Origin of the sequence: Mycobacterium gordonae (genome assembly GCF_001417955.2) — a bacterium.
GTDB classification, from domain to species: Bacteria; Actinomycetota; Actinomycetes; order Mycobacteriales; family Mycobacteriaceae; genus Mycobacterium; species Mycobacterium gordonae_B.
This window is the reverse complement of record NZ_LKTM01000068.1, coordinates 60,087-84,419: the sequence shown is the minus strand read 5'-3', so window position 1 is coordinate 84,419 and position 24,333 is coordinate 60,087. Positions and strand designations below refer to the sequence as shown.

The 24,333-nt window shown below is 68.7% G+C and carries 18 protein-coding genes; 7 read left to right on the top strand and 11 right to left on the bottom strand.

Annotated elements, in window-relative coordinates; all coding sequences use genetic code 11:
* The first annotated feature begins 75 nt into the window (after positions 1 to 75).
* Positions 76 to 1,035: a GlxA family transcriptional regulator gene (locus tag AO501_RS08840; protein ID WP_197419799.1), complete on the top strand. Its 960-nt coding sequence runs from the start codon at positions 76 to 78 to the stop codon at positions 1,033 to 1,035.
* Positions 1,036 to 1,126: 91 nt separating this feature from the next.
* On the opposite strand, the gene AO501_RS08835 is transcribed toward AO501_RS08840, so the two are convergent.
* Together AO501_RS08835 and AO501_RS08830 are read right to left on the bottom strand one after the other, a co-directional pair.
* On the bottom strand, positions 1,127 to 4,108 hold the full coding sequence (locus AO501_RS08835; RefSeq protein WP_055577366.1) for a UPF0182 family protein: 2,982 nt from the start codon (positions 4,106 to 4,108) through the stop codon (positions 1,127 to 1,129).
* 70 nt (positions 4,109 to 4,178) lie between these two features.
* Positions 4,179 to 5,201 (bottom strand): PDZ domain-containing protein, encoded by a 1,023-nt coding sequence (locus AO501_RS08830; RefSeq protein WP_055577365.1) that lies wholly within the window; start codon positions 5,199 to 5,201, stop codon positions 4,179 to 4,181.
* Positions 5,202 to 5,279: 78 nt separating this feature from the next.
* On the opposite strand from AO501_RS08830, the gene AO501_RS08825 reads away from it, so the two are divergent.
* Positions 5,280 to 6,656, top strand: coding sequence for a zinc-dependent metalloprotease (locus AO501_RS08825; protein WP_156452417.1), 1,377 nt, complete (start codon positions 5,280 to 5,282; stop codon positions 6,654 to 6,656).
* Between the two features lie 34 nt (positions 6,657 to 6,690).
* Here AO501_RS08825 and AO501_RS08820 read toward each other — a convergent pair whose 3' ends face one another.
* Positions 6,691 to 8,676, bottom strand: a complete 1,986-nt coding sequence (locus AO501_RS08820; RefSeq protein WP_055577363.1) for a serine/threonine-protein kinase — start codon at positions 8,674 to 8,676, stop codon at positions 6,691 to 6,693.
* Between the two features lie 133 nt (positions 8,677 to 8,809).
* Between AO501_RS08820 and AO501_RS08815 the strand changes: the two genes are divergently transcribed.
* Positions 8,810 to 9,637 (top strand): TOMM precursor leader peptide-binding protein, encoded by an 828-nt coding sequence (locus tag AO501_RS08815; RefSeq protein WP_055577362.1) that lies wholly within the window; start codon positions 8,810 to 8,812, stop codon positions 9,635 to 9,637.
* On the opposite strand, the gene AO501_RS37020 is transcribed toward AO501_RS08815, so the two are convergent.
* Positions 9,634 to 9,807: a hypothetical protein gene (locus AO501_RS37020; protein ID WP_120791923.1), complete on the bottom strand. Its 174-nt coding sequence runs from the start codon at positions 9,805 to 9,807 to the stop codon at positions 9,634 to 9,636. The genes AO501_RS08815 and AO501_RS37020 overlap by 4 nt on opposite strands.
* Before the next feature lie 122 nt (positions 9,808 to 9,929).
* Here AO501_RS37020 and AO501_RS08810 point away from each other — a divergent pair, with 122 nt between their 5' ends.
* Positions 9,930 to 11,273, top strand: coding sequence for an ABC1 kinase family protein (locus tag AO501_RS08810; RefSeq protein WP_055577380.1), 1,344 nt, complete (start codon positions 9,930 to 9,932; stop codon positions 11,271 to 11,273).
* A 35-nt stretch (positions 11,274 to 11,308) separates the two neighbouring features.
* Here AO501_RS08810 and AO501_RS35245 read toward each other — a convergent pair whose 3' ends face one another.
* The 3 genes from AO501_RS35245 to AO501_RS08805 form a co-directional block, all read right to left on the bottom strand.
* Positions 11,309 to 11,572: a WhiB family transcriptional regulator gene (locus AO501_RS35245; RefSeq protein ID WP_082658488.1), complete on the bottom strand. Its 264-nt coding sequence runs from the start codon at positions 11,570 to 11,572 to the stop codon at positions 11,309 to 11,311.
* A gap of 129 nt (positions 11,573 to 11,701) precedes the next feature.
* Entirely contained in the window at positions 11,702 to 11,830 is a 129-nt protein-coding gene (locus AO501_RS40105; protein WP_269435170.1) for a hypothetical protein, read from the bottom strand.
* 113 nt (positions 11,831 to 11,943) lie between these two features.
* A complete protein-coding gene (locus AO501_RS08805; protein ID WP_197419804.1) occupies positions 11,944 to 14,043 on the bottom strand; it encodes an ATP-dependent DNA helicase UvrD2 in 2,100 nt (699 codons plus the stop codon).
* Between the two features lie 100 nt (positions 14,044 to 14,143).
* Here AO501_RS08805 and mrx1 point away from each other — a divergent pair, with 100 nt between their 5' ends.
* Together mrx1 and AO501_RS08795 are read left to right on the top strand one after the other, a co-directional pair.
* Positions 14,144 to 14,389: a mycoredoxin Mrx1 gene (gene mrx1 / locus AO501_RS08800; RefSeq protein WP_055577379.1), complete on the top strand. Its 246-nt coding sequence runs from the start codon at positions 14,144 to 14,146 to the stop codon at positions 14,387 to 14,389.
* A 79-nt stretch (positions 14,390 to 14,468) separates the two neighbouring features.
* Positions 14,469 to 15,110: a sensor domain-containing protein gene (locus tag AO501_RS08795; protein WP_055577360.1), complete on the top strand. Its 642-nt coding sequence runs from the start codon at positions 14,469 to 14,471 to the stop codon at positions 15,108 to 15,110.
* 4 nt (positions 15,111 to 15,114) lie between these two features.
* Here the strand turns inward: AO501_RS08795 and nudC are convergent, their stop codons facing one another.
* From nudC to AO501_RS08775, 4 genes are read right to left on the bottom strand one after another with little or no spacing between them, the layout of a single operon-like run.
* On the bottom strand, positions 15,115 to 16,044 hold the full coding sequence (gene nudC / locus AO501_RS08790) for an NAD(+) diphosphatase (RefSeq protein WP_156452416.1): 930 nt from the start codon (positions 16,042 to 16,044) through the stop codon (positions 15,115 to 15,117).
* Positions 16,041 to 17,126: a potassium channel family protein gene (locus tag AO501_RS08785; RefSeq protein WP_055577358.1), complete on the bottom strand. Its 1,086-nt coding sequence runs from the start codon at positions 17,124 to 17,126 to the stop codon at positions 16,041 to 16,043. The genes nudC and AO501_RS08785 overlap by 4 nt, the downstream gene beginning before the upstream one ends.
* 10 nt (positions 17,127 to 17,136) lie before the next feature.
* Positions 17,137 to 20,382, bottom strand: a complete 3,246-nt coding sequence (locus AO501_RS08780) for an ATP-dependent helicase (protein WP_055577357.1) — start codon at positions 20,380 to 20,382, stop codon at positions 17,137 to 17,139.
* Positions 20,379 to 23,480 (bottom strand): ATP-dependent helicase, encoded by a 3,102-nt coding sequence (locus AO501_RS08775; RefSeq protein WP_055577356.1) that lies wholly within the window; start codon positions 23,478 to 23,480, stop codon positions 20,379 to 20,381. The genes AO501_RS08780 and AO501_RS08775 overlap by 4 nt, the downstream gene beginning before the upstream one ends.
* A 72-nt stretch (positions 23,481 to 23,552) precedes the next feature.
* On the opposite strand from AO501_RS08775, the gene AO501_RS08770 reads away from it, so the two are divergent.
* The gene (locus tag AO501_RS08770; RefSeq protein ID WP_055577355.1) at positions 23,553 to 24,332 is read left to right on the top strand and encodes an alpha/beta fold hydrolase; all 780 of its coding nucleotides are present in this window, start codon (positions 23,553 to 23,555) and stop codon (positions 24,330 to 24,332) included.
* The last annotated feature ends 1 nt before the right edge of the window (position 24,333 follow it).

The window sequence follows — 24,333 nt, the reverse complement described above, 5'->3', positions numbered from 1 at the left end:
GGCGATCGGCCCCTCACTGTAGGTAGCCGATTGAGCCGTCTTTCCCACAGAAAGCGACACGGCCACAATGGACGGATGGGGGCTCGCGTGATCGTGATCGTCGTCTTCGACGACGTGACCATGTTGGACGTTGCAGGGGCCGGCGAAGTGTTCGCGGAAGCCAATCGCGCCGGCGCCGACTATCAGCTCAAAATCGCATCGGTGGACGGCAACGATGTCACCACCTCGATCGGAACCCGGCTGGGCGTCACCGACGCCATCGCGTCCATCGAGTCCGCGGATACCGTGCTGGTGGCCGGTAGCGACGACCTGCCGCGACGGCCTCTGGACCCCGCACTGGTCAAGGCGATCAGGTCGATCGCCGGCCGGACCCGGCGATTGGCCTCCATCTGCACGGGGTCCTTCGTCCTCGCGCAGGCCGGATTACTGCAGGGCCGCCGCGCCACCACGCACTGGCACGAAGTCCGGTTGTTCGCCCGCGCCTACCCCGACATCACCGTCGAGCCGGACGCCATCTTCGTCCGCGACGGCGAGGTCTTCACCTCGGCCGGGATCTCGTCGGGCATCGACCTGGCGCTGGCTCTGGTCGAAATGGATTACGGCACAGAGCTGGTCCGCGCCGTGGCCCGGTGGCTGGTCGTCTACCTCAAGCGTGCGGGCGGCCAGTCGCAGTTCTCGGTGCTGGTCGAGGCCGACCCCCCGCCGGAGTCCCCGCTGCGCAAGGCCACCGCCGCGATCTCGGCCAATCCGGCGGACAACCACAGCGTGAACACCCTCGCCGCGCGAGCGTCGTTGAGCACCCGCCAGCTCACCCGGCTGTTTCAGTCCGAGCTCGGCACGACGCCGGCCCGCTACGTCGAGATGGTGCGCATCGACGCCGCCCGGGCCGCCCTCGACGCGGGGCGCAGCGTCGCCGAGACCGCGCGGTTGGCGGGGTTCGGCAGCGCCGAGAGCCTGCGGCGGGTGTTCGTCGAGCACCTCGGCGTCACGCCGAAGGCCTACCGCGAGAGGTTCCGCACCGCGGCACGGGGCTGACCCGGCGCGAGGGTGCGCAAAATGCCACCACTTACGGCGTGTCGGCGTACAAACACGCACGCTCGCGGCCAAGAACGGCAAGCCGCAGCCGCTACTTGGTGTTGTTGAACTTCGTGATCGCCTCGTCCAGCCGCTGCAAAGCAGCCCCGTAGCCGGCGAAGTCGCCCTTCTTCTGCGCATCCCGCGCCGCGCCGATCGCCGCTTGAATCTCTTGCAGCACAGCGGCTTTGGCGGGTGACAGGCCAACGGAACCATCGGGCGGCGGCGGTACCGCCGCCGTCGGAGGCGGCGTGCCCGGCCCATTGGCCGGCGGCGGCGGATTGGCCGGCGGGGCGGCCGGCACCCCGGCGTCGGTGGGCTGAATGCCCGTCGCGGCATCGCCCGCACCCGGGCCGAACAACCCGGTGAGCGCGTCGCGCACGGTTGGGCCGTATCCGATCTTGTCGTTGTACATCATCGCCACCCGGATCAGACGCGGGTACGAGGATGCTGCGTCGCTGGCACCCGGGGAGGCGTAAACGGGCTCTACGTACAACAGCCCACCCTGGCCCACCGGAAGCGTGAGCAGGTTGCCCCAGCGGATCCGGTTCTGGTTGTCGCGACCGATCACCCCGAGGTCCTGGGACACCGCCGGGTCGGTGGTGATCGCGTTGTTGGCCAGCTTGGGACCGTTGACCTGACCCGGGATGGTCAGCACCGTGAGCCTGCCGTAGGTCGCGGGATCCGAACTCGCGCTGATGTAGGCGGCCAGATAGTCGCGCTTGAACCTGTTCATCGCGCTGATCAACTGGTACGACGCCGAATTATCGTTCTTGGCAATGTTTTTCGCGACGATGTAATACGGCGGCTGGTAACTGCTCGCGGTCGGATTCGGGTCCAGCGGCACGTCCCAGAAGTCCGAGGTGGAGAAGAACGTCACCGGGTCGTTGACGTGGTACTTCGCCAGCAGCATGCGTTGCACCTTGAACAGGTCTTCGGGGTAGCGCAGGTGCTCGGCCAGCTCGGCGCTGATGTCGCTCTTGGGTTTCACCGTTCCCGGGAACACCTGCATCCAGGCCTTGAGCACCGGATCGTTCTCGTCCTGCTGATACAGGGTCACGGTGCCGTCGTAGGCATCCACGGTGGCCTTCACCGAATTACGGATGTAGGAGACCCGCTTGTCGGGCGCCAGCCGGTTGAACGCCACCTCGTTCGAATCCGCCGTCGCCGAGGACAGCGACGTGAGCTCTGAGTACGGATAGTTGTCCAGCGTGGTGTAGCCGTCGATGATCCACACCATCCGCTTGTTCACGATCGCCGGGTACACCGCGCTGTCGGTGGTCAGCCACGGCGCCACCGCCTCCACCCGCTGCGCCGGGTCGCGATTGAACAGGATCCTGCTATTGGAGCCGATCACGTTGGAGAACAAGAAGTTTCGCTCGGCGAACTTCGCGGCGAACACGCTGCGGGAGATCCAGCTACCGATCGGCACACCGCCGGCGCCGGTGTAGGTGTAGTTCTTGGTTTCGGTGCTGGTCTCGTAGTCGTATTCGCGGTCGGCCCCGGTCTTGCCGACGATCGCGTAATCGGCAGCCGCATTGGCGATCACCGGGCCGTAGTAGACCCGCGGCTGGTCCAGCGGCGCCGGGCCGTCGGACACGATACTGCCATTGGCGCCGACGACGTTGGCCAGGAACTCCGGGTACCCGCCGTTCTGGTTCGGGTCGTTGGCGATGCCGCGCACGGTGTTGGCCGGTGACGCGATGAAGCCGTTGCCGTGCGTGTAGACCGTGTGCCGGTTGATCCAGTCGCGCTGGTTGTCGATCAGCCGGTCCGGGTTGAGTTCCCGGGCCGCGACCACGTAGTCGCGCAGGTTACCGCCGCGGTCCTGATAGCGGTCGATGGACAGCTGGTCGGGGAAGTAGTAGAAGTTCTTGCCCTGCTGGAACTGGGTGAACGCCGGGCTCACGATGGTCGGGTCGAGCAGCCGGATGTTGGAGGTGGTCGCGCGGTCGGCGGCCACCTGCTGCGCGGTCGCCTGTCCGTCGCCGGTGTAGTTGCGGTAGGTCACCACGTCCGGCGTCAGCCCGTAGGCCTGCCGGGTGGCGGCGATACTTCGGCTGATGTATTCGCTTTCCTTCTGCGCCGCATTGGGTTTGACGCTGATCTGCTCGACGATCAGCGGCCAGCCGGCGCCCACGATCAGCGACGACAGCAGCAGAAGCACCAGCCCGATCGCCGGAATCCGCAAGTCGCGCAACGTGATCGCGGAGAACACCGCGGCCGCGCAGATCAGCGCGATGGCCATCAGGATCAGCTTGGCCGGCAGCACCGCGTTGATGTCGGTGTAGCCGGCCCCGGTGAACGGCTTGCCTCCGCGGGTGTGCGACAGCAACTCGTAGCGGTCCAGCCAGTACGCAACCGCCTTGAGCACCACCAGAACACCGACCAGGCTGACCAGCTGGATGCGGGCCGAGCGGCTCAACGCGCCGGCGCGCCCCGACAGCCTGATCCCGCCGAACAGGTAATGCGACACCACGTTCGCGACCAGGGCCAGGAACACCGCGACGAAGAGGTAGCTCAGCACCAGCCGGTAGAACGGCAACTCGAACGCGTAGAAGCCGAGGTCCTTGCCGAACTGCGGGTCGGCGATGCCGAAGTCACCGCCGTGCAGGAACAACTGGATGCGCACCCAGTAGCTCTGCGCCACCATGCCGGCCAGCACACCGATCGCCGCCGGGATGCCGATCCCCACCAACCGCAGCCGGCTCAGCACCACCGCGCGGTAGCGCGCCACCGGGTCGTTGTCGTTGCTCGGGACGAACACCGGGCGGGTGCGGTAAGCCACCGCGAGCCCGGCGAACACGATGCCGCCGACCAGCAGGCCGGCCACCAGAAACACCACGATGCGGGTGACCAGCACGGTGGTGAACACCGAGCGGTAGCCGAGCTCGCCGAACCACAGCCAGTCGACATAGGCGTCGATCAGCCTGGGTCCGGCCAGCAACAGCACGATCACACCCAGTGCGATCAGGATCAGAATCCGGCTGCGCCGAGTCAACTTCGGCATCCTTGCGGCGGGCCGCATTCCCACTAGCTACGCTCCCTGCTTCGTTTTCCCGATGGCCACAACTGTACGCAAGCTGCCGGCCGGCAGCTCTCGGCTAACAGCTCGGCGTCGCACCACCCGACGTCATCGCATGCAGCGCGTCCACCGCCGAACCGAGCGTCTCGACCTTCACCAGCTTGAGCCCCGACGGAATATCGGACATCGCCTCATAACAGTTCTTGGCCGGCACCAGGAACACCGAGGCGCCGGCCGCGCGCGCCGCCGCCATCTTGTGGGTGATGCCCCCGATGGGGCCCACCTTGCCGTCGACGGTGATGGTGCCGGTACCGGCGACAAACGCCGAACCGGCCAGGTCACCGGTGGTGAGCTTGTCGACGACGGCGAGGCTGAACATCAGCCCGGCCGAGGGGCCACCGATGTTGGCCAGGTTGAAATCGACGGTGAAGGGCGCCCATGGCGCGTCGAGCACGGCGACGCCCATGAACCCGTAGTCGCGGTCCTTGTTGGTGCCCAGCGTGATCTCCGCGACGCCGGCCGGCTCGTTCTTGCGGCGGTAGTCGATGGTCACGACCTGGCCGGGCTTGGTGTTCTTCAGCAGCGAGGTGAATTGCTCGACGTTGCTCACCGGCGTGCGGTTCACCGCGTCGATGGCATCGCCCGCCTTGAGCTTGCCGGCCGACGGGCCGGGGTCGGTGACCGTGGCGACGGTGACCGCCTCGGGGTACTTCAGATAGCCCAGGGCGGCGTATTGGGCGCTGTCTTCAGAGGTTTTGAAATCGGCGTTGTTGGCCTGGTCCACCTCGTCGCGCGACTTGCCGGGCGGGTAGATCAGGTCACGAGGCACCAGCTGCTCCTGACCCGAGATCCACAGACTCATCGCCTCACCCAGGGTCAGGTCGTCGCGCTGGGAGACCGTCGTCATGTTGAGATGACCGGTCGTCGGGTGGGTCTGGGTGCCCTCGATCTGCACGACCTGTTTGCCGTCGACCTCCCCGAGGGTGTCGAACGTCGGCCCCGGGCCCAATGACACAAACGGCACGGTCACCACCGCGAGCAGCACCCCGAAGACCACGATGGGGACGAGCGCGACCATCAAGGTCAAAATCCGCCTGTTCACGCCGCTTACCCTATCCGGCACCGCCGCGGCGGCGTTCAGCTGAGAGCGTGACCGTGCCCCGCGCTTTCCGTTGGTGCGGTGAGTACGGTTGACCTCATGGCTGACCTGCCTTTCGGCTTCTCCAGTGGAGACGACCCCGACCGTGAGAAGCGCGAGAAGAACGATCCGGGCTCAGGGGCGGGCAACAACCCGTTCGGGTTCGGCGGTGACTTCGACATGGCCAACCTCGGCCAGCTGTTCACCCGCCTGGGTGAGATGTTCGGTGGTGTCGGCAGCGCCATGAGTTCGGGCAAGGACGCCGGACCGGTGAACTACGACCTGGCCCGACAGGTCGCAACCAGCTCGATCGGATTCGTCGCACCGATCCCGGCCACCACCAGCTCGGCGATCGCCGACGCGGTGCACCTGGCCGAGACCTGGCTCAACGGCGCGACGGCATTGCCCGAAGGCACCACCCGAGCGGTCGCCTGGAGTCCGTCGGACTGGGTCGAGAACACCTTGGGCACCTGGAAGCGGCTGTGCGATCCGATGGCCGAGCAGATCTCATCGGTGTGGGCGCAATCGCTGCCCGAAGAGGCCAAGGGCATGGCCGGGCCGCTGCTGCAGATGATGTCGCAGATGGGTGGGATCGCCTTCGGTTCCCAGCTCGGCCAGGCACTGGGCCGGCTGTCCAAAGAGGTGCTGACGTCCACCGACATCGGCCTGCCGCTCGGGCCGAAGGGGATCGCCGCTATCCTGCCGGACGCGGTGGAATCCTTCGCCGAGGGCCTTGAGCAGCCCCGCAGCGAGATCATGACGTTCCTGGCGGCCCGGGAGGCCGCGCACCACCGCCTGTTCAGCCACGTCCCCTGGCTGTCCAGCCAGTTGCTGGGAGCCGTCGAGGCCTATGCCGCGGGGATGAAGATCGACATGACCGGCATCGAGGAGCTGGCCCGGGACTTCAACCCCGCTGCGCTGGCCGATCCGGCCGCCATGGAGAACCTGCTGAGCCAGGGCGTGTTCGAACCCAAGGCCACCCCCGCGCAGACCCAGGCACTCGAGCGCCTCGAGACGCTGCTCGCCCTGATCGAGGGTTGGGTGCAGACGGTGGTGACCGCGGCGCTGGGCGAGCGGCTGCCCGGCGAGGCGGCGCTCAGCGAGACGCTGCGCCGGCGCCGGGCCAGCGGCGGGCCCGCCGAGCAGACGTTCGCGACCCTGGTCGGGCTGGAGTTGCGACCGCGCAAACTGCGCGAGGCCGGTGCGTTGTGGCAGCGACTGACCGAGGCCGCCGGGATGGACGCACGTGACGCCGTCTGGCAGCACCCCGACCTGCTGCCCGGCGCCGATGACCTCGACGACCCCGCCGCGTTCATCGATCGGGTGATCGGTGGCGACACCAGCGGCATCGACGAAGCGATCGCCGGGCTCGAAGACGACATCCGGGAGGACCCCGGTGCGGGCGCGGCGGATAACTGACCTGGCGCCGCGCGTCGATGACGCTGGGTGACTCTCAGCGCACCGGCAGCTTCAGCACCTGGTTTTCGTTGGTGACGTAGACGGAGCCGTTTTCATCCACCGCCACACTCAGCGGGTTGGTGAGGCCGGCGAAAGGAAGCGCGTCAGCACGGGCGGCCCCGGCCGCCAGCTTGAGCACCTTGTAGCCGCTGGTTACATACACGGCGCCGCGGGCGTCCACGGCCACACCTGTGCTACCGGCGATCGGCAGCACGTCGGTACGGGTGGATCCCGCCGCCAGTTTGAGCACCCGGTTCTTGTCGGTGATGTAAACCGCGCCGGCGCTGTCCACGGCTATACCGACGGGTGAGTCGAGTTCGGCAAAAGGCAGAACGTCAGCGCGACTGGACCCCGCCGCCAGCTTCATCACCCGTGGAGGGGCGTAGTGCGAGAGGGGGTTGTCGGTGACGTAAACAGCGCCGGTGGTGTCCACAGCCACACCGTCCAGACCGTGGCCCGGGCCGATGTCGGGGAAAGGCAACACCTCCGAGCGGGTGGACCCGGCTGAAAACTTGAGCACTCGCTGCGTGCCGTTGGACGTGCCGCCGATGACGTACAGGTCGCCGGCACTGTTGGCCGCCACGCCGCCGACACCCTCGAGGCCGGCCAGGGGCAGCACGGCGGAGCCGGTCGACCCGGGAGCCAGTGTGAGCAAGCGGTCATCTGAATTCCGGACATTCATCGCGTCGCTGACGTAAACCGCGCCGTTGGCGTCCACCGCTACCCCGTTGGCACGGTGAAGACCGTTGATTGGCAACACAGTCTGGGGACCGTAGGGACTGGGTGGGAGTGCAGCGACGGAGGAGCCGGATGCTGGGCCGTGGCGCGATACCTTCGGGCCGTTGTCACGCAACATCACAAAAGTGGCGGCTGTAACTGCCGCGGCCGTGAGCACTGCGGCGGGAATGACGACGGATTTGCGGCGCCAGCGCCCGCTTTCGCGGGTCGTCGGCGCAGCGCTACGAGGTGAGGGTGAAGGGGGTCGATTGCTCGGCGGCCGAGCAGGTCGAGCCTGTTGTGTCGCGGCGGTCGCTGAGGCGCGTGTTCGCGGCGTGGGGGTGACGGGAGGCGAAGGCAGGGTGTCGGGCTGGGAAGTCGGCGCCGACAGGGTGGCCGGCCTCGACGCGGATGGTTTTGGCTGAGATGGCGTGGCCGGAGCGCGGGAGTCAGGCGTGTTGAGGGCGTTGCGCGCGGCCTCGGCCAATTCGATCGTGGTTGCGTGACGTGCTGACGGGTCCTTGGCCAGGCCGGTTGCGATGACAGAGTCCATGCTGGCGGGGATCGACGGCCGCTGTACCGAGGGTTTCGGCGGTGTCGTTGTCATATGCGCTACGGCGATCTGCTCCAGGGCGACGGCAGGGAACGGCAGCTCGCCGGTCAGACATTGGTAGAGCACGCAAGCCAGCGCATAGATGTCGGAGCTGGCCTCGGCCTGACCAGTGCTGAAGCGCTCCGGCGCCATGTAGGACCAGGTGCCGATGGTGGCACCGGTCGACGTCAGCCCGGTCTCCCCGGCCGCGCGCGCGATGCCGAAATCGATGAGATAGGCGAAGTCGTCCTCGGCGACCAGGATGTTGGACGGTTTGATGTCCCGGTGGATCAGCCCGGCCTTGTGTGCGGCGTGCAACGCCTTTGCGATCTGCTCGACAATCGCCACTGCGCGTTGGGTTTCCAGCGGCCCGGCACCGAGCAGCGTCTGCAGGTCCTGGCCGTTGATCAGGCGCATCGACACAAACAACCGGCCGTCGATCTCTCCGAGGTCATAAATCGGCACCACATGGGGATCGTCGAGACGCGCGGCGGCGTGTGCCTCGCGACGGAACCGCTCCTCGAATTTCTCGTCCTGGGCGAAATGCGGGAGCAGCAACTTGATGGCTACCGTTCGGTCAATGGCGGTGTCGTGGGCGCGCCACACCTCCCCCATGCCGCCGCGGCCCAGCAGCTCGATCAGGCGGTAGCGTCCGAACTCCACCCCATCCACGGGCACGCCCTCCCGTCGCCCTAGTCGGGCGAAATGCTACACACCGTCGAGCGCGTTCGTCGCCCGTTCCGCGTCCGATTCCCTGTGGACAATGGGTCACAGCCGCGCGGCCGGCGTGGCACAGTGACGGCTCATGGCCACGGCCGCACCACCCTTGTTCTCCCTGAATCCCGCGTTGCCGGTGCTGTTGCGGCCCGACGGTGTGGTGCAGGTGGGCTGGCATCCCCGTCGCGCCGTCCTGGTCCGTCCACCCGGTGATCTGACCGCGCCGAATCTGGCTGCGCTGCTGCGGTCCATGCGCTCGCCGGTGTCGCTCACCGAGTTGCAGCGCCAGGCGGGTGCTGACCTGACGGATCTGGTCGCCGGGCTGGTCGAGGCCGGCGTGGCCACCCGCGGGGACGGCAACTCATCCGGGCGGACCGCATCGATCCGGGTACACGGGCGGGGGCCGCTGTCGGACCTGCTGGTGGGAGCCCTGCGCTCCTCGGGCGTCCGGACCGGGCACAGCAGCCAGCCCCATGCGATGGTGACGACGGCGACCGCTGATCTGGTGGTATTGACGGACTACCTGGTTTCCGATCCGCGCATGGTGCGCGACCTGCAAAGGGCAGGCGTCCCGCACCTTCCGGTCCGGGTCCGCGACGGCACCGGCCTGGTGGGGCCGCTGGTCCTGCCCGGGACGACCAGCTGCCTGGGGTGCGCCGACCTGCACCGGCGTGACCGCGACGCGGCCTGGCCGGCGATCGCGGCCCAGCTGCGCGACACCATCGGGGTCGCCGACCGGGCCACCCTGCTGGCGACCGCGGCTCTGGCGCTGAGCCAGGTCAATCAGGTCGTTGCGGCGGTTCGCGGGCAGCATCCCGATCCGCCGGCGGCGCTCAACGCCACCCTGGAATTCGACCTACAGGCGAGCACGATCCTGGCCCGGCCGTGGACCCGCCACCCGCTGTGTCCGTGTTAGCCTAGCCGGCCCTGCTCCGGAATGCAGGTCGAGATCGACGCATACGCCCGGCCGAGGGTGTCCAGCACGTCCTCGGTCAGGGTGCGCTCGTTGCGGTGCTTGTCCAACGTCTCGATGATCGCTCGGAACAAGGCGTCGGCGGCGTCGTGCTGCGTTTGTTTGGCTGCCATGGCTGTTGCGGTCCACCCTCCGGACGTGGAAATCGAAGCGTCACACGGATGCGCGACCCGATGAGAGTACAGATCGGAAAAGAACGCTGACTCAATTCGATGCAGACGATGCGGTGGGCGTCGTGGATGATGGGTATGTGTCAGACATCAAGCGCGGCCGCGCGGCCCGCAATGCAAAGCTCGCCAGCCTGCCGGTCGGCATGGCCGGCCGGGCGGCTCTGGGCTTCGGCAAGCGGCTGACCGGTAAGTCGAAGGACGAAGTCAACGCCGAGCTGATGGAGAAGGCGGCCAACCAGCTGTTCACCGTCTTGGGCGAGCTCAAGGGCGGCGCGATGAAGGTGGGCCAGGCGCTTTCAGTGATGGAAGCGGCCATTCCCGAGCAGTTCGGTGAGCCGTATCGCGAAGCCCTGACCAAGTTGCAGAAGGACGCTCCGCCGCTGCCCGCGGCCAAGGTGCACCGGGTGCTCGACGCCCAACTGGGCACCAAGTGGCGGGAGCGCTTCAGTTCGTTCAACGACACGCCCGTCGCCTCCGCCAGCATCGGCCAGGTGCACAAGGCCGTCTGGTCCGATGGCCGCGAGGTGGCCGTCAAGATCCAGTACCCGGGCGCCGACGAGGCACTGCGGGCCGACCTCAAGACGATGCAACGCATGGTCGGGGTGTTCAAGCAGCTCTCCCCCGGCGCCGATGTGCAGGGCGTCGTCGACGAGCTGATCGAACGCACCGAGATGGAGCTGGACTACCGGCTCGAGGCCGACAACCAGCGCAAGTTCGCCAAAGCGTATGAGGGCCACCCACACTTCGCGGTACCGCACGTGGTGGCCAGCGCGCCGAAAGTGGTGATCCAGGAATGGATCGACGGCAAGCACATGGCCGAGATCATCCGGCACGGCACCCCCGAGGAACGCGACCTGATCGGCAATCGGCTACTCGAGCTCACCTTCGACGCGCCGCGCCGGTTGGAGATGCTGCACGGCGACGCCCACCCAGGCAACTTCATGCTGCTGCCCGACGGGCGGATGGGCGTCATCGACTTCGGCGCGGTCGCACCGCTGCCCGGCGGCTACCCCATCGAGCTCGGCATGACCATCCGGTTGGCCCGGGACAAGAACTACGACCTGCTGCTGCCGACCATGGAGAAGGTCGGATTCATCCAGAAGGGCCAGCAGGTATCGGTCCGCGAGATCGACGAGATGCTGCGCCAGTACGTCGAACCGATCGAGGTCGACGTGTTCCACTACACCCGTAAGTGGCTGCAGCGGATGACGGTGAGCCAGTTCGACCGCTCGGTGGCCCAGATCAAGACGGCGCGCCAGATGGACCTACCCCCCAAGTTGGCGATCCCGATGCGGGTGATCGCATCGGTGGCCGCCATCCTGTGCCAGCTGGACGCGCACGTCCCGATCAAGGCCCTGTCCGAGGAATTGATCCCCGGCTTCGCCGAGCCGGACGCCGTTGTCGTTTAAGCCGTCGTCGTTTAAGCCGTCGTCGTAATCGCCTGTCAGGCAGCCTCTTTGCGGGGCCGCCCACGCGGACGCTTACGTCCGACAACTGAACCGCGCTCGAAGATCTCGCCGCCCCACACACCCCACGGCTCGGCTCGTTCCAGAGCCGCGGCCAGGCACTGGCGCCGCACCGGGCAGTGCACGCACAGCGTCTTCGCGCGTTCGAGGTCGGCCGGAGTCTCGGCAAACCAAAGGTCGGGATCACCGGCATGACACGGCAGGGTCGGCTGCGTCCGTCTGGGGACTGTCAGTGCCGACATGTCCTTTCACCTGCTTCCTGGTCGGTTGGCTGTCTCTGTGATCCGGACCAGGTAGTTGTCTGCTGAGACAACGATGGCCACGGATCCTGGTGACTTCGGGTCCGTGGCCATTAGGCGAAACTCGGCTGGTTACGTCTTCACGTAGAGCCTCACGGACGCTTCAGTCGCGGCGGCGACACGGTGCTTGCCCGCGGCCGCCGGTGTAGCGGCGGCATGGCGGGCGGCGGCGCGTACGCCGGACAAATTGACTTTGATCATCGGGAGCCACCCTCCTTCCTATTCGCTACTGACGGCCAGCAAAGTGCGGTTACGAGCTTAGATGTTAACACCCGGAGGCGGCAACCGATTTTCTGACCTGCGCAAATGCGGTTTCAGCGCCGTTGCCGGATCAGTTCGAGCACCTCGGGCCCGTACTGTTCGAGCTTGCGGGCCCCGATGCCCGGGATCGCGATCAGGGACGCTTCGTCGGTCGGCCGCAGCTCGGCGATTGCGATCAGGGTGTTATCGCTGAAGACGATGTAGGCAGGCACGTTCTGTTCTTTGGCGGCGTTCAACCGCCAGTCTTTGAGCTGCAGCAACAGATCTTCGTCGACGTCGCCCGCGCAGCTTTCGCATCGCCGCAGCATGATGGCCGCCGGCGTGGAGAGGTCCTTGTTGCAGACCCGGCAGCGCGCCGGACCCTTGTTGCGCCGTGACTTGCCGGGCGCGGCCTCCACCCGGGTCTGCGGGGCGATGCCGTTGAGGAACCGGGACGGCTTACGGCTCTGACGCCCGCCCTGAGACCTCGCCAACGCCCAACTGAGCGTCAAATGCACTCTGGCCCTGGTGATTCCGACGTAGAGCAGTCGACGCTCCTCCTCGACCGGCTCGCTGTCGGGGCCGTGCGCCAGAGCATGCGAAATGGGCAGCGTGCCATCGGCCAGGCCGACCAGGAACACGGCGTCCCACTCGAGACCCTTCGCGGCGTGCAGTGACGCCAGTGTGACCCCCTGCACCACAGGTGGGTGCCGGGAGTCGGCTCGCAACCGCAACTCGGCCACCAGGCCCGGCAACTCCAGCCCGGGGCGCTGGGATATCTCGTCGTCGGCCAGTTCGGCCAGCGCGGTCAGCGCTTCCCAGCGATCGCGGGCCTTGGTTCCGGCGGGCGGTTCGGTCGTGAGCCCGAGTGGCTCGAGCACCTCGCGAACCACCTCCGGCAGGGCGCCTTCGGCGCCACGGTCTGCCGCACGCTGCAGCGCGAGCAGGGCCTGCTTGATCTCCTGCCGATTGAAGAAACCCTCTCCGCCGCGCACCTGGTAGGCGATGCCGGCCTCGGTCAACGCCTCCTCATAGACCTCGGACTGTGCGTTGACCCGATACAGGATCGCGATTTCCGATGCCGCAGTGCCGTTTTCGATCAGCTGGGCGATCGAGGCCGCGACCGCGGCGGCCTCGGTGTGCTCGTCGGGATGCTCCCGGAACGACGGCGCCGGGCCGGGCTCGCGCTGACCGATCAGCTGCAGCTTGCTGCCCGCGACGCGGCCCCGGGCGGCGGCGATCACCTGGTTGGCCAGCGAGACGACTTGCGGGGTGGAGCGGTAGTCGCGTTCCAGCCGGACCACTGTCGCGTCCGGGAAGCGCCGTGAGAAGTCCAGCAGAAAGCGGGGTGAGGCGCCGGTGAACGAGTAGATGGTCTGATTGGCGTCGCCGACGACGGTCAGGTCGTCACGATCGCCGAGCCAGGCCGACAGCACCCGCTGCTGCAGCGGGGTGACGTCCTGGTACTCGTCTACCACGAAGCAGCGGTACCGGTCGCGAAATTCGGCAGCCACCGCGGCGTCGTTCTCGATCGCCGCGGCCGTGTGCAGCAGCAGGTCGTCGAAGTCGAGCAACGTGACTTCCTCGTCCCGGACCTTGAGCGCCTCGTAGGCGGTATAGACGGCCACCACCTTCTCGGCATCCAGGGGGGTGTCCCGACCCGCGCCGGCCACCGCCCCCGCGTACTGCTCAGGGGTGATCAGCGACGCCTTGGCCCATTCGATCTCGCCGGCCAGATCGCGCACGTCGTCGGTGCTGACGTTGAACCGGCACCGGCTGGCCGCGCGGGCGACGACCGCGAACTTGGTATCGAGCAGTTCCCAGCGGGTGCTGCCGACCACCCGGGGCCAGAAGTAGCGCAGCTGGCGGTGGGCGGCGGCGTGGAAGGTGAGCGCCTGCACGGTGCCGACGCGCGAGCCGTTCTGCGCCGCCGCGTCCAGCGCCCGCAGCCGCGAGCGCATCTCACCGGCCGCGCGCTGGGTGAAAGTGACCGCCAGCACCTGACCGGCGGCGACGTGACCACTGGCGACGAGCTGGGCGATGCGGTGGGTGATGGTGCGTGTCTTGCCGGTGCCGGCGCCGGCCAGCACGCAGACCGGGCCGCGCGGGGCCAGCACGGCTTCGCGCTGCTCGTCGTCCAGCCCTGCAATCAAGGGATCGACCATCACCGGCATGCCGTCCATCTTGGCAGTGCCCGCCGACAAACCGGGCGTGTCGCGGGTCGTCGGCGGGCCGAGGCTGGAATGGTTCATCGGCGGGCTACGTTATCGAGTCATGACCAATGCTGCGCTGACCATGTACACCACCAGCTGGTGTGGCTACTGCTTCCGGCTCAAGACGGCGCTCAAGGCTCAGGGCATCGCCTACGACGAGGTCGATATCGAACAGGATTCTGCGGCCGCGGAATTCGTCAGCTCCGTCAACGGCGGCAACCGGACGGTGCCGACCGTGAAGTTCGCCGACGGGTCGACGATGACCAATCCGAGCGCGGGCGAGGTCAAGGCGAAGCTGGCCGGCTGACCTCAGACGACGCTGCCGCCGCGACGGGCGCGGCAATTTGTGCCGACTCCCGGGTGCGCTCCCCCTTACGATGAGGACCATGGCAGGGGCGCTGGTCCGGCGGTTGATTGTCGTGTTCTGCGCACTCGTCGCGCTGACCGCCTGCTCGCACCGCAACACTCCGGCGGCGCCTCCGAGCACCTCGGCGGCCACCGGGGTCGACGCGCTGATCGTCAGCGTCGAAGACGTGCGCCGCATCGCCAACTACGAAGAACTCACCACGCACGCGCACGCGAACCTCAATCACCCGCCGGCCGGTGACGTCAACGCACCCGGGCCCTGCCGGGCGGCCGGCACCAGCGATCTCACTTTCGCCAGCGGCTGGACCGAGTTTCGCAGCGCGGGCTACAGCGGCGTGACCGACGACCTCGACCCGGGTGGCCGCACCATGAAGGACTCGGTCAGTCAGGCCGTCGCGATCTACCCGGACGCGCAGGCGGCCCGCTCCGCGCTGGATCAGTTGGAAGCCTCACTGAATGCGTGCGTGGCGCTGCATGACCCGAGATACGACTTCAAGCTGGACAAGCCGGACCCACTGAGTCTGCGGATCACCGACAGCGGGTGGAGCCATCAGTACCGGGCCCGTAAGTCGGTGTTGATGTCGGTCGGGGTGTTGGGCATCGAGCCCGCGGAGCGAATCGCCAGCACGATCCTGGACAACATCTGCGACCGGATCAAATAGCCGTTCAGTCGTTTGCGGCCCAGGATTCGATGATCACCCTGGCGATCGAAATCGACCCGGGCAGTAGCAGTTTCGAGTCCGAAGTGCTGGACCAGTCGCCGGCGTCCAGGGCCGCGCGGATCTCGTCGCGGGTGAACCAGGCCGCCTCGGTGATCTCGCCGTCGTTGAACGCGAACGGTTCGTCCGGATCGCCCAGGGCGTGGAACCCGACCATCAGCGAGCGCGGGAACGGCCAGGGCTGGCTACCGAGGTAGCGCACGTCGCGCACGGTCAGGCCGATCTCCTCGCGGATCTCGCGGGCCACGCAGACTTCGAACGATTCGCCGGCCTCGACGAATCCGGCCAGTAGCGAGAACATCCGCTGCGGCCAGACCGCCTGGCGGGCCAGCACCGCACGGTCAGCGCCGTCGTGGACCAGGCAGATCACCGCCGGGTCGATGCGGGGAAATTCTTCGTGGCCGGTGAGCGGGTTGACCCGCGCCCAGCCGGCGCGGGCCGATTTGGTGGGCGTGCCGTCGACCGGGCTGAATCGGGCGCTGTCATGCCAGTTGAGCAGCGCCAACGCCGAGGACACCAGTTGGCTGCTGGTGTCGTCGATGATTTTTCCGAGCCTGCGCAGATCCAGCACCTCGACGTCGCCGTCATCGGGTGGCTGCAGCGGGCCCCGGATCGCCCAGACGTGGCGACCGCCTTCCACGCGCCCCAGGAACACCGCTTCTGGGGGCGGCTTGTCGCCCAACGCGGCCGCCGCCCCGAGCACCACTTTGCCGTCGGCAGCCAGCACCTGGTTGCGGGAGTCGACGCGCAGCAGGGCCGCGTCGGGCCACCCGGCTGCGGCGGCGTCGATGTCGGTGCGCAACTGGTCGGCGCGATCGGCGCCGACGCGCGAGAGCAGCGGAACGTCCCGCAGCCGGAAGTCCACGTGCGCCCCTATCGTTCGTCTGCGATGTGGCGGACGTAGAGCAGCCGGTCGCCGGCCTCGATGGCGTCCACCTCGGGGGCACCGATGCGGAGCAACTGCCCGCCGCGGACCACCCCGAGCACGATGTCGCGCAGATGCCGCGGCGAGCCACCCACCTCGGACTGCTCCACCTCGCGTTCGGCGATGGCCAGGCCCTGGTCCGGAGTCAGCAGGTCCTCGATCATCTGCACGACGCTGGGCGTGGTGGTGGCCAGGCCGAGCAGCCGGCCGGCGGTCTCCGAGGACACCACCACCGAGTTGGCCCCGGATTGCTGCAGCAGATGCTGGTTCTCGGCCTCCCGGATGGAAGCGACGATCTTGGCCTTGGGCGAGAGCTCCCGCGCGGTCAGCGTGACCAGCACCGCCGTGTCGTCGCGGTTGGCGGCCACGATGATCGACGCGGCGTGCTGGGCGCCGGCCAGTCGCAGCACGTCGGATTTGGTGGCGTCGCCGTGGACGGTGACCAGGCCGGCGGATGCGGCTCGCTCCAAAGCCGCCCGATCGGTGTCGACGACGACGATCTCGGCGGGGGGCACCTCGTCACTGAGCATGGCGCCGATCGCCGTCTTGCCCTTGGTCCCGTAGCCGATGACGACGGTGTGGTTGCGCACTCTGCTCCTCCAACGCTGGATCTTGAAAGCCTGCCGCGATGTTTCGGTGACGACCTCGAGTGTCGTGCCGACCAGCAAGATCAGGAAGGCGATGCGCAGCGGCGTGATGATCAGAACGTTCGTCGCCCGCGCGAACTCCGAGACCGGCGTGATGTCGCCGTAGCCGGTAGTCGACAACGTCACCGCCGAGTAATACAGGCAGTCCAAGAAGGTGATGCTCTCACCGCGCGCGTCGTGGTAACCGTCGCGGTCGAGGTAGACGGTGACGGCGCCGACAAACAGCGCCACCAGGGCGATAGTTATCCGGCGGGAGATGATGCGGGCGGGACTGGCGTGACCCTGAGGGATGCGCAGCACGCCGACAAGCGCGTAACTGGGCTGGACGGTCAGCCTCTCATCGAGACGCCGCAGCCGCCGCCAACTCCCCTTCGCCACGGGAGTCATGTAACCACGATCAGGCGGGACTGGGGCGACCGGAGTCGACGAGCAAGGTGGTCAACTCGTCGGCATCGGGCAGCTCATCGGGCACGACGGTGGTTCCGCTGCGGACGTAGTAGAAGGCGGTGCGCACCATCGATTCGGGGCAGCCCTGCAGCGCCGCCCACGCCAACCGGTACACCGCCAGTTGGACGGCGGCGTGCCGCCTGGATTGCAGGCCGCGCGGCGGCTCACCGGTCTTCCAGTCCACGACGGTGACGCCCCCGTCGGCGTCGGCGAACACCGCGTCGATGCGCCCGCGCACCACCGTGTCGCCCATCGGCATCTCGAACGGCACCTCGACCGCGATCGGGGTGCGTGCCGCCCACGGTGATGCGGCGAAGGCCTGCTGCAGGGCGGCCAGCTCCTGCGGATCGCCCACGTCGGAGTCCGCCGCGCCCGGCAGGTCGCCCAGGTCGAACAGCAGCTCGGCTCCGTAGAATTGTTGCACCCAGGAGTGAAAGGCGTTGCCCAGCAACGCATGTGGATCCGGGCGCGTCGGGAGTCGATAGATCAGCCGTTGGGCCGCCGCGTCAGGGTCGCGGGCCAGTTCCACCAGGCCACTGACCGACAGCTGGCTCGGCAGCGCGCGCTCGGGAGGCTGCGCCGCGCGCGCCCGTTCGGCCAGCAGTGCGTCGACATCGGCGGCCCAGCCTTCGACGTCGGCGGTACTGTCACTCGCTCTGGTCTCGGCGTTGGTGACCAACATGGCACCGCGCTCCACGTCGGCCCGCCGCCGCGACAACGGGTCGACGGGCCAGACAGCTTCGATAACATTGTCCTGCAACGGGTTTCGCTCGCCGTCGGCCGGCGCTTGGGCCCACTGCTCGACGACGCCGCAGGGCCGGCCGGACCGCCCGGATTCTTCGATGATGTCCTTGAGCTCGCACAGGAACTCCGACGGACCGCGCGGCTCGATGCCGGTGGCGCCCCAATGGTGACCGGATACCAGCAAGGTGTCCTCGGCCCGGGTGACACCGACGTAGAGCAGGCGGCGTTCCTCATCGACACGTCGCTGGTCGAGCTGGGAGCGGTGCTCGGAGATCTTGTCCGACAACTGCTTTCGGTTGGTGACGGCCGAGGTGTCCAGGACCGGGATGCCGAGCGCGCCGGCCGCGGCGCGATCACCGCGCAGCAGCGGCGGCAGCTCGCCGGCATCGGTGAGCCAGCTGCTTCGCGCAGCGTTGGAGGGAAATGTCCCACCCGACAGGTGCGCCACCGCCACCACATGCCATTCCAGGCCCTTGGCGGCGTGCACCGTGAGCACCTGCACGCGGTCGCGGGCGGCGATCGGCTGTGCGGGCGTCAGACCGTTCTCCCGCTCCGCGGCGACGTCCAGGTAGGCGAGCAGGCCGGCCACCGAGGCCTTGGCCACCGTCCCGGCCCGCTCGGCGTAGCCGATGACCTCATCGGCGAAGGCGTCGAGATGTTCGGCGCCCGACCATTGCCCGGTGGCGGTGGCCCGGACCTCGCAGTCGACCCCCAGGACACGACGCACCTCGGCGACCAGGTCGGGCAGGGAGTAGCCCAGGTGCCCCCGCAGCGCGGTCAGTTCGGCGGCCAGAGCGGTGATCCGCTGATAGCCGGCCGGCGAGTAGTCCTCGGACGGGCCAGGGTCGGAGACGGCGTCGGCCAGGCAGGTGACGTCGGCGTCGGGACCGGCCGCTTGCGCGACCGACTCGGCCGAGAGGGGTTCGCTTGCGCGCTGAACACTGCCCAGATTCTGGGCGCGCCGCCACAGTGCGGCGATATCGCGGCCGCCGAGGCGCCAACGCGCACCGCTGAGCACCCGCATCGCTGCCGCACCGGCGGTCGGGTCGGCGACCAGGCGCAGCATGGCGACGACGTCGGCGACCTCCGGAACCGACAGCAGGCCCGCCAGCCCGACGACCTCCACCGGCAGTCCGCGGGCGCGCAGCGCATCGGCGATCGGAGCGGCGTCGGCGTTGCGACGCACCAGGACCGCGGCCGTCGGCGGGGCGACCCCCTCGTCGTCGGCCTGGCGGTAATGCTCCTGCAGATGGTCGGCGATCCAGTCCCGCTCGGCCTCCACGTCGGGCAGCAGCGCGCAACGGACCGTGCCCGGCGGGGCGTCCGGTCGCGGGCGCAGCGGACGCACGGCGACCGAGCGCCGCCGGGCCTCGGCGGATATGGCGTTTGCCAGGTGCAAGGTCGTGGGGGGATTGCGCCAGCTGGTCCGCAACTCCAGCGTCGGTGCGGGGGATCCGTCGGACAGCGGAAAATCGGTGGTGAACCGCGGCAGGTTGGTCGCCGAGGCGCCGCGCCAGCCGTAGATCGATTGGATCGGGTCACCGACCGCCGTCAGCGCCAGCTCATCGTCGACCCCGCCACCGAACAGCGACGACAGAGCGATGCGCTGGGAATGTCCGGTGTCCTGGTACTCATCGAGCAACACCACCCGGTAGCGGCTCCGTAGGTCCTTGCCCACTTGCGGGAACGTCGCCGCAAGCCGCGCCGCCGAGGCCATCTGCATGCCGAAGTCCATCACCTTCTCCGCGCGCATGCGTTCGGCCAGCGCATCCAGCAACGGCACCAGCTCGGCGCGCTGCGTCTGGGTGGTCAGCATGCGCAGCAGCGACTGGTTGGGACCGCGGTCGCGCTGACCCGGCCCGGCGGGCAGGGTGTGCACCAGCCTTTCCAGCTCCACGTGAGTGTCGCGCAGCTGGTCGGTGTTGACGAGATGTTCGGTGAGCTGGCCCCACAGCCGCAGCACCAGGGCAGTGACCGCGGCCGGGGTCTTGTCGGTCTCCAGCGGGCTCTGGTAGCCGTTGACCACATCGAATGCCAGCTGCCACAGTTCGGTCTCAGTGAGCAACCTGGTGTCGGGTTCCACGGGCAGCAGCAGCCCGGATTCCCGCAACAACGAACCGGCGAAGGCGTGGTACGTGCTGACCGCCGGCGTACCTTCGCCCGGCCCCACCCCCGCGCCGGACAGGCGCGCCAGCCGCGACCGCACCCGGCGCAACAGCTGGCCGGCGGCCTTGCGGGTGAAGGTCAATCCGAGCACCTGGCCGGGCTCGGCATAGCCGTTGGCGACCAGCCAGACGACGCGCGCGGCCATGGTCTCGGTCTTACCGGCTCCCGCGCCCGCAATGACCACCAGCGGGCCCGGCGGTGCGGCGATCACCGCGGCCTGTTCCTCGGTGGGCGGGAAGACGCCCAGCGCATCGGCTAATTCAGCCGGGCTGTAGCGCGGAGTCATGAGGCGCACCCGTCGTGGGCGGGGCACGACTGCCGCAGCGGGCAGTGTGAACAGCCGTCGTTGCGCCGGGCGATGAACTCCGGGCCGGCGGTCGCCTCAGCGGCCTGTCTGATCAGGTTGCGCCAATGCTCGTGGGCCTGCGGGGTGAGCGGATCCTGCTCGCGTTGGGCGGCGCCGGACGCGCCGGTCTTGCCGGGATAGACCAGCCGCGCTCCGCCGGGCTCGTCTGGTCCGGCTTGGAAGGCGGCGATCATGCCTTCGGCGACGGCGAGTTGATACATCGCCAGCTGGGCGTGCTGCTGCGCGTCGTCCTTGCTGACCGGCGTCTTTCCGGTCTTGACATCGACGATCACCAGCCGCCCTTCGGCGTCGCGTTCCAGACGGTCGACCCGGCCGCGCAACCGGACCTGCCCGCCGTCGCTGCGTGGTGTCTCCAGGACGCCGTCGACGCCGATTTCGACTCCGACCTCGGTCAGTTCGGCACGCGTCTGCGCACGCCACTCGACGAACGCGGCAATCATGGCGCGGTGCCGGCTCAGTTCGTTGGCCGAATGCCAGTCAGCGTCGAACGGGAGGTGGCGCCACGCCCGCTCCAGGTCGGCCAACAGCTGCGATTCCGTCCTGCCTGGTTCGGCGATCAGCGCGTGCACCACAGAACCGATCGTCGAACGTAGTTCGCGTGGGTTGGTTCCGCCGTGCCGCTCGGCCAGCCAGCGCAGCGGGCAGTCGGTCAGCGTCTGCAGGGTCGACGGCGTCAGAGTGACGACGTCGTCGCTACCGCACAACGGAGCGCTGCTGCTGACCGGGACCAAACCGTGCCATGCGGAAGGATCGGCTCCGGGCACCCCGGCCTCGGCCAGGCGCGCCAATTGCCTTGCGGCACAGGCGCGGGCGTCGTCCTCCACCGCGCCGTCGGGCGCACACACCACCGACCGCAACCGGCCCACCACCGCCGCGGTCGACAGCAGGCGCGGTGCGCTGACCGGTTGCGCCACCAGCGTTTCGTCGTCATCGAATTGCGCGATCTCGGAAAAGAACGGCGACGGCAGCGCGGCTTCTCCCCCGCTGCCACCGGTGTCGCTGTCGACTGCCGTCACCAACAGCTTGTGTCGGGCCCGGCCCATCGCGGCAACCAGCAGCCGGCGTTCCTCGGCCAGCAGCGGCGCCCGGACCGACGCATCACCGCTGACGCCGTCGAGTTCGTCGAGAAGCCGCTGGGTGGCCAGCACACCGCCGCGCGGAATTGTGTTTGGCCACAATCCCTCCTGCAAACCGGCGATGACCACCACATCCCACTCCTGGCCCAGCGCCGCATGCGCGCTGAGCACCTTGACCTGCTGGGTCTGGCAACCCGCGTCGCGGCTGGCGGGCGGTAGTTGCAGCGCTTCGACGTGCTCGACGAGTCCGCGCAGCGACGCCCCCGACGTGCGCGAGACATAGGCGTCGGTGACGTCGAACAACTCCGTCACCACCTCGAGGTCCCGGGTGGCCTGGGCCGCCGCCGGGCCACCGCGCTCGATCGCGGCCAGCCATCGCCGCTGCAGGCCACTACGGTGCCACGCCGCCCACAGTGTGTAGCGCGGGTCTTGCCCGTCGCGGTGACACCGGGCGGCGGCGGCCAACACCGCGCGCACCCGTCGCAACGCACTGGACTGCGGGCCGGACAGCGGCTCGTCCCCGGTGAGCGTCTCCACCAGCAGGTCGGTGAAGCTGTCCGGCCGACCGCGCCGCAGAGCCCTGCGCAGCTGGCGCAGTGCGACCGGGTCCACCCGGCCGATCGGCCCGGACAGCAGCGCCAGCGCCTGATCACCGTCCAGCCCGTCGGCCGTGGCGGCAAGGACGGTGAGCAGCGTGCGGGCCGCCGGCTCCTGGGACAGCGACCCGCCGGTTGCCGGTAGCGCGACCGGGACGCCGGCGGCGGCAAGGGCGCGCGGCAACCGGGCGCCGGCGCGTGGCACCGACCGGACAATCACCGCCATCTGCGACCACGGCACGCCGTCGACGAGATGCGCGCGCCGCAGGGTGTCGGCGATCAGCGCGGCCTCCGCATGTGCCGATGCGGCCAGGCGCGCCGTGACGGCGCCCTGCTCGGTTCCGGTGCTCTCGATACGCCTGCCGGCGCTGGTGCCGGGAAGTCGGCCGGCGATGCCGCTGACTGCGCGGGCGACGGCAGGCCCGCATCGGTGGGACTCCGTCAGGGTCACCGAGGGGCCGTCGACATCGAGCAGCGCGTCCGGCTCACCTCCCCGGAAGCCGAAGACCGCCTGGTTCGGGTCGCCCGCGATCAGAGCTGTTTCGGCGCCGGCCGCCAGCACCCGAACCAGTTGCGCCGCCTGCGGATCGAGTTGCTGGGCATCGTCGACCAGGAGCACCCGGATCCGGGCACGTTCAGCGGCCAGCAACTCAGGGTCGACCGCGAGGCTTTCCAGCGCGGCGCCGACCAGTTCGGCGGCGGCCAGGGCCGGCGCCGTCGCCTGCGGCGCCGCCGTACCGACGGCCGCGCGCAGCAGCATGACCTGTTCGTACTGCCCGGCGAACCGACCGGCCGCGGCCCACTCCGGGCGCCCACAGCGTCGCCCCAGCCGTTCCAGCTGCTGGGGGTCGAGGCCGCGTTCCGCGCAGCGCGCCAACAGGTTTCGCAGCTCGTTGGCAAATCCCGCCGTGCTCAGCGCGGGCAGCAGATGCTCGGGCCAACGGTCTCCGTCCTCGGCGTCACCGGCCAGCAGTTCCCTGATGATGGCATCTTGTTCGGCGCTGGTGAGCAGCCGCGGCGGCGGGTCGCCGGCCCGTTCCGCGGCGCGCCGCAGCACGGCGTAGGCGTAGCTGTGCAGCGTGCGAACCAACGGTTCACGTACGGCCGCCGCCCGACTCGATCCCAATAGCGCCCTCGTCAGCGCGCTGCGCTCACGCATCCCGACCCGGCCCGAACCACTCAGCAGCAGAACAGATTCCGGTGGCACACCCGCGGCGATGTGGGCGATCGCGGCGTCGACGAGCAAGGCGCTCTTGCCGGTTCCGGGTCCACCGAGGATGCGCACCTGCCCACGCGAACCGGGCTGCAGAACCTCGCCCGCCTCGCGACCCCACTGCCATGCCATAGCCCGTATGCAATCACCAGGCTCCGACAAGTTGCCGCGACCAGGCCGGACGCGGACTGGCATCATCGAAGCGTGACCCTTCATGTGCACCGCTTCGGCCCGTCCGGCCCGATCCAGTTGCTGGCGTTGCACGGCTTGACCGGTCACGGTCAGCGCTGGCAGCACTTCGCGGACTACGTTCCCGAGATCACCGTGGCCGCGCCCGATCTGATCGGGCACGGCCGGTCGTCATGGGCCGCACCGTGGACCATCGAGGCCAACGTCGCCGCGCTTGCGTCCCTGCTCGAGGCCGAAACCGACGCTCCGGCGCTGGTGGTGGGGCATTCGTTCGGGTCTGCGGTGGCAATGCATCTGGCGGCGGCCCGGCCCCAACTGGTGTCGTCGCTGCTGCTGCTCGATCCGGCGATCGGCTTGGACGGGCAGTGGATGGCCGAGATCGCAGAGGCGATGTTCGCCTCCCCCGACTATGCCGAGCGCTCCGAGGCCCGCCAGGAGAAGGGCGGCGGGGTGTGGGCGGACGTGGATCCGGCGGTGCTCGATGCCGATGTCGATGAGCACCTGATCCAGCTGCCCAATGGGCGGTACGGCTGGCGGATCAGCCTGCCCGCGATGATGTCCTACTGGAGTGAGCTGGCGCGCGATGTCGTGCTGCCGCCGGCCGGGATGCCCACGACGCTGGTGCGGGCCGCCTGGACGTCACCACCGTATGTCAGCGCGGAGTTGGTCGCGGGACTGCGGGAACGGCTGGGTGAGGATTTCGAGCTGCTGGACTACGAATGTGACCACATGGTGCCGCACGCCAAGCCCGATGACGTTGCCGCACTGGTACGTAAGCGCTTGAACGCGCGGTAGT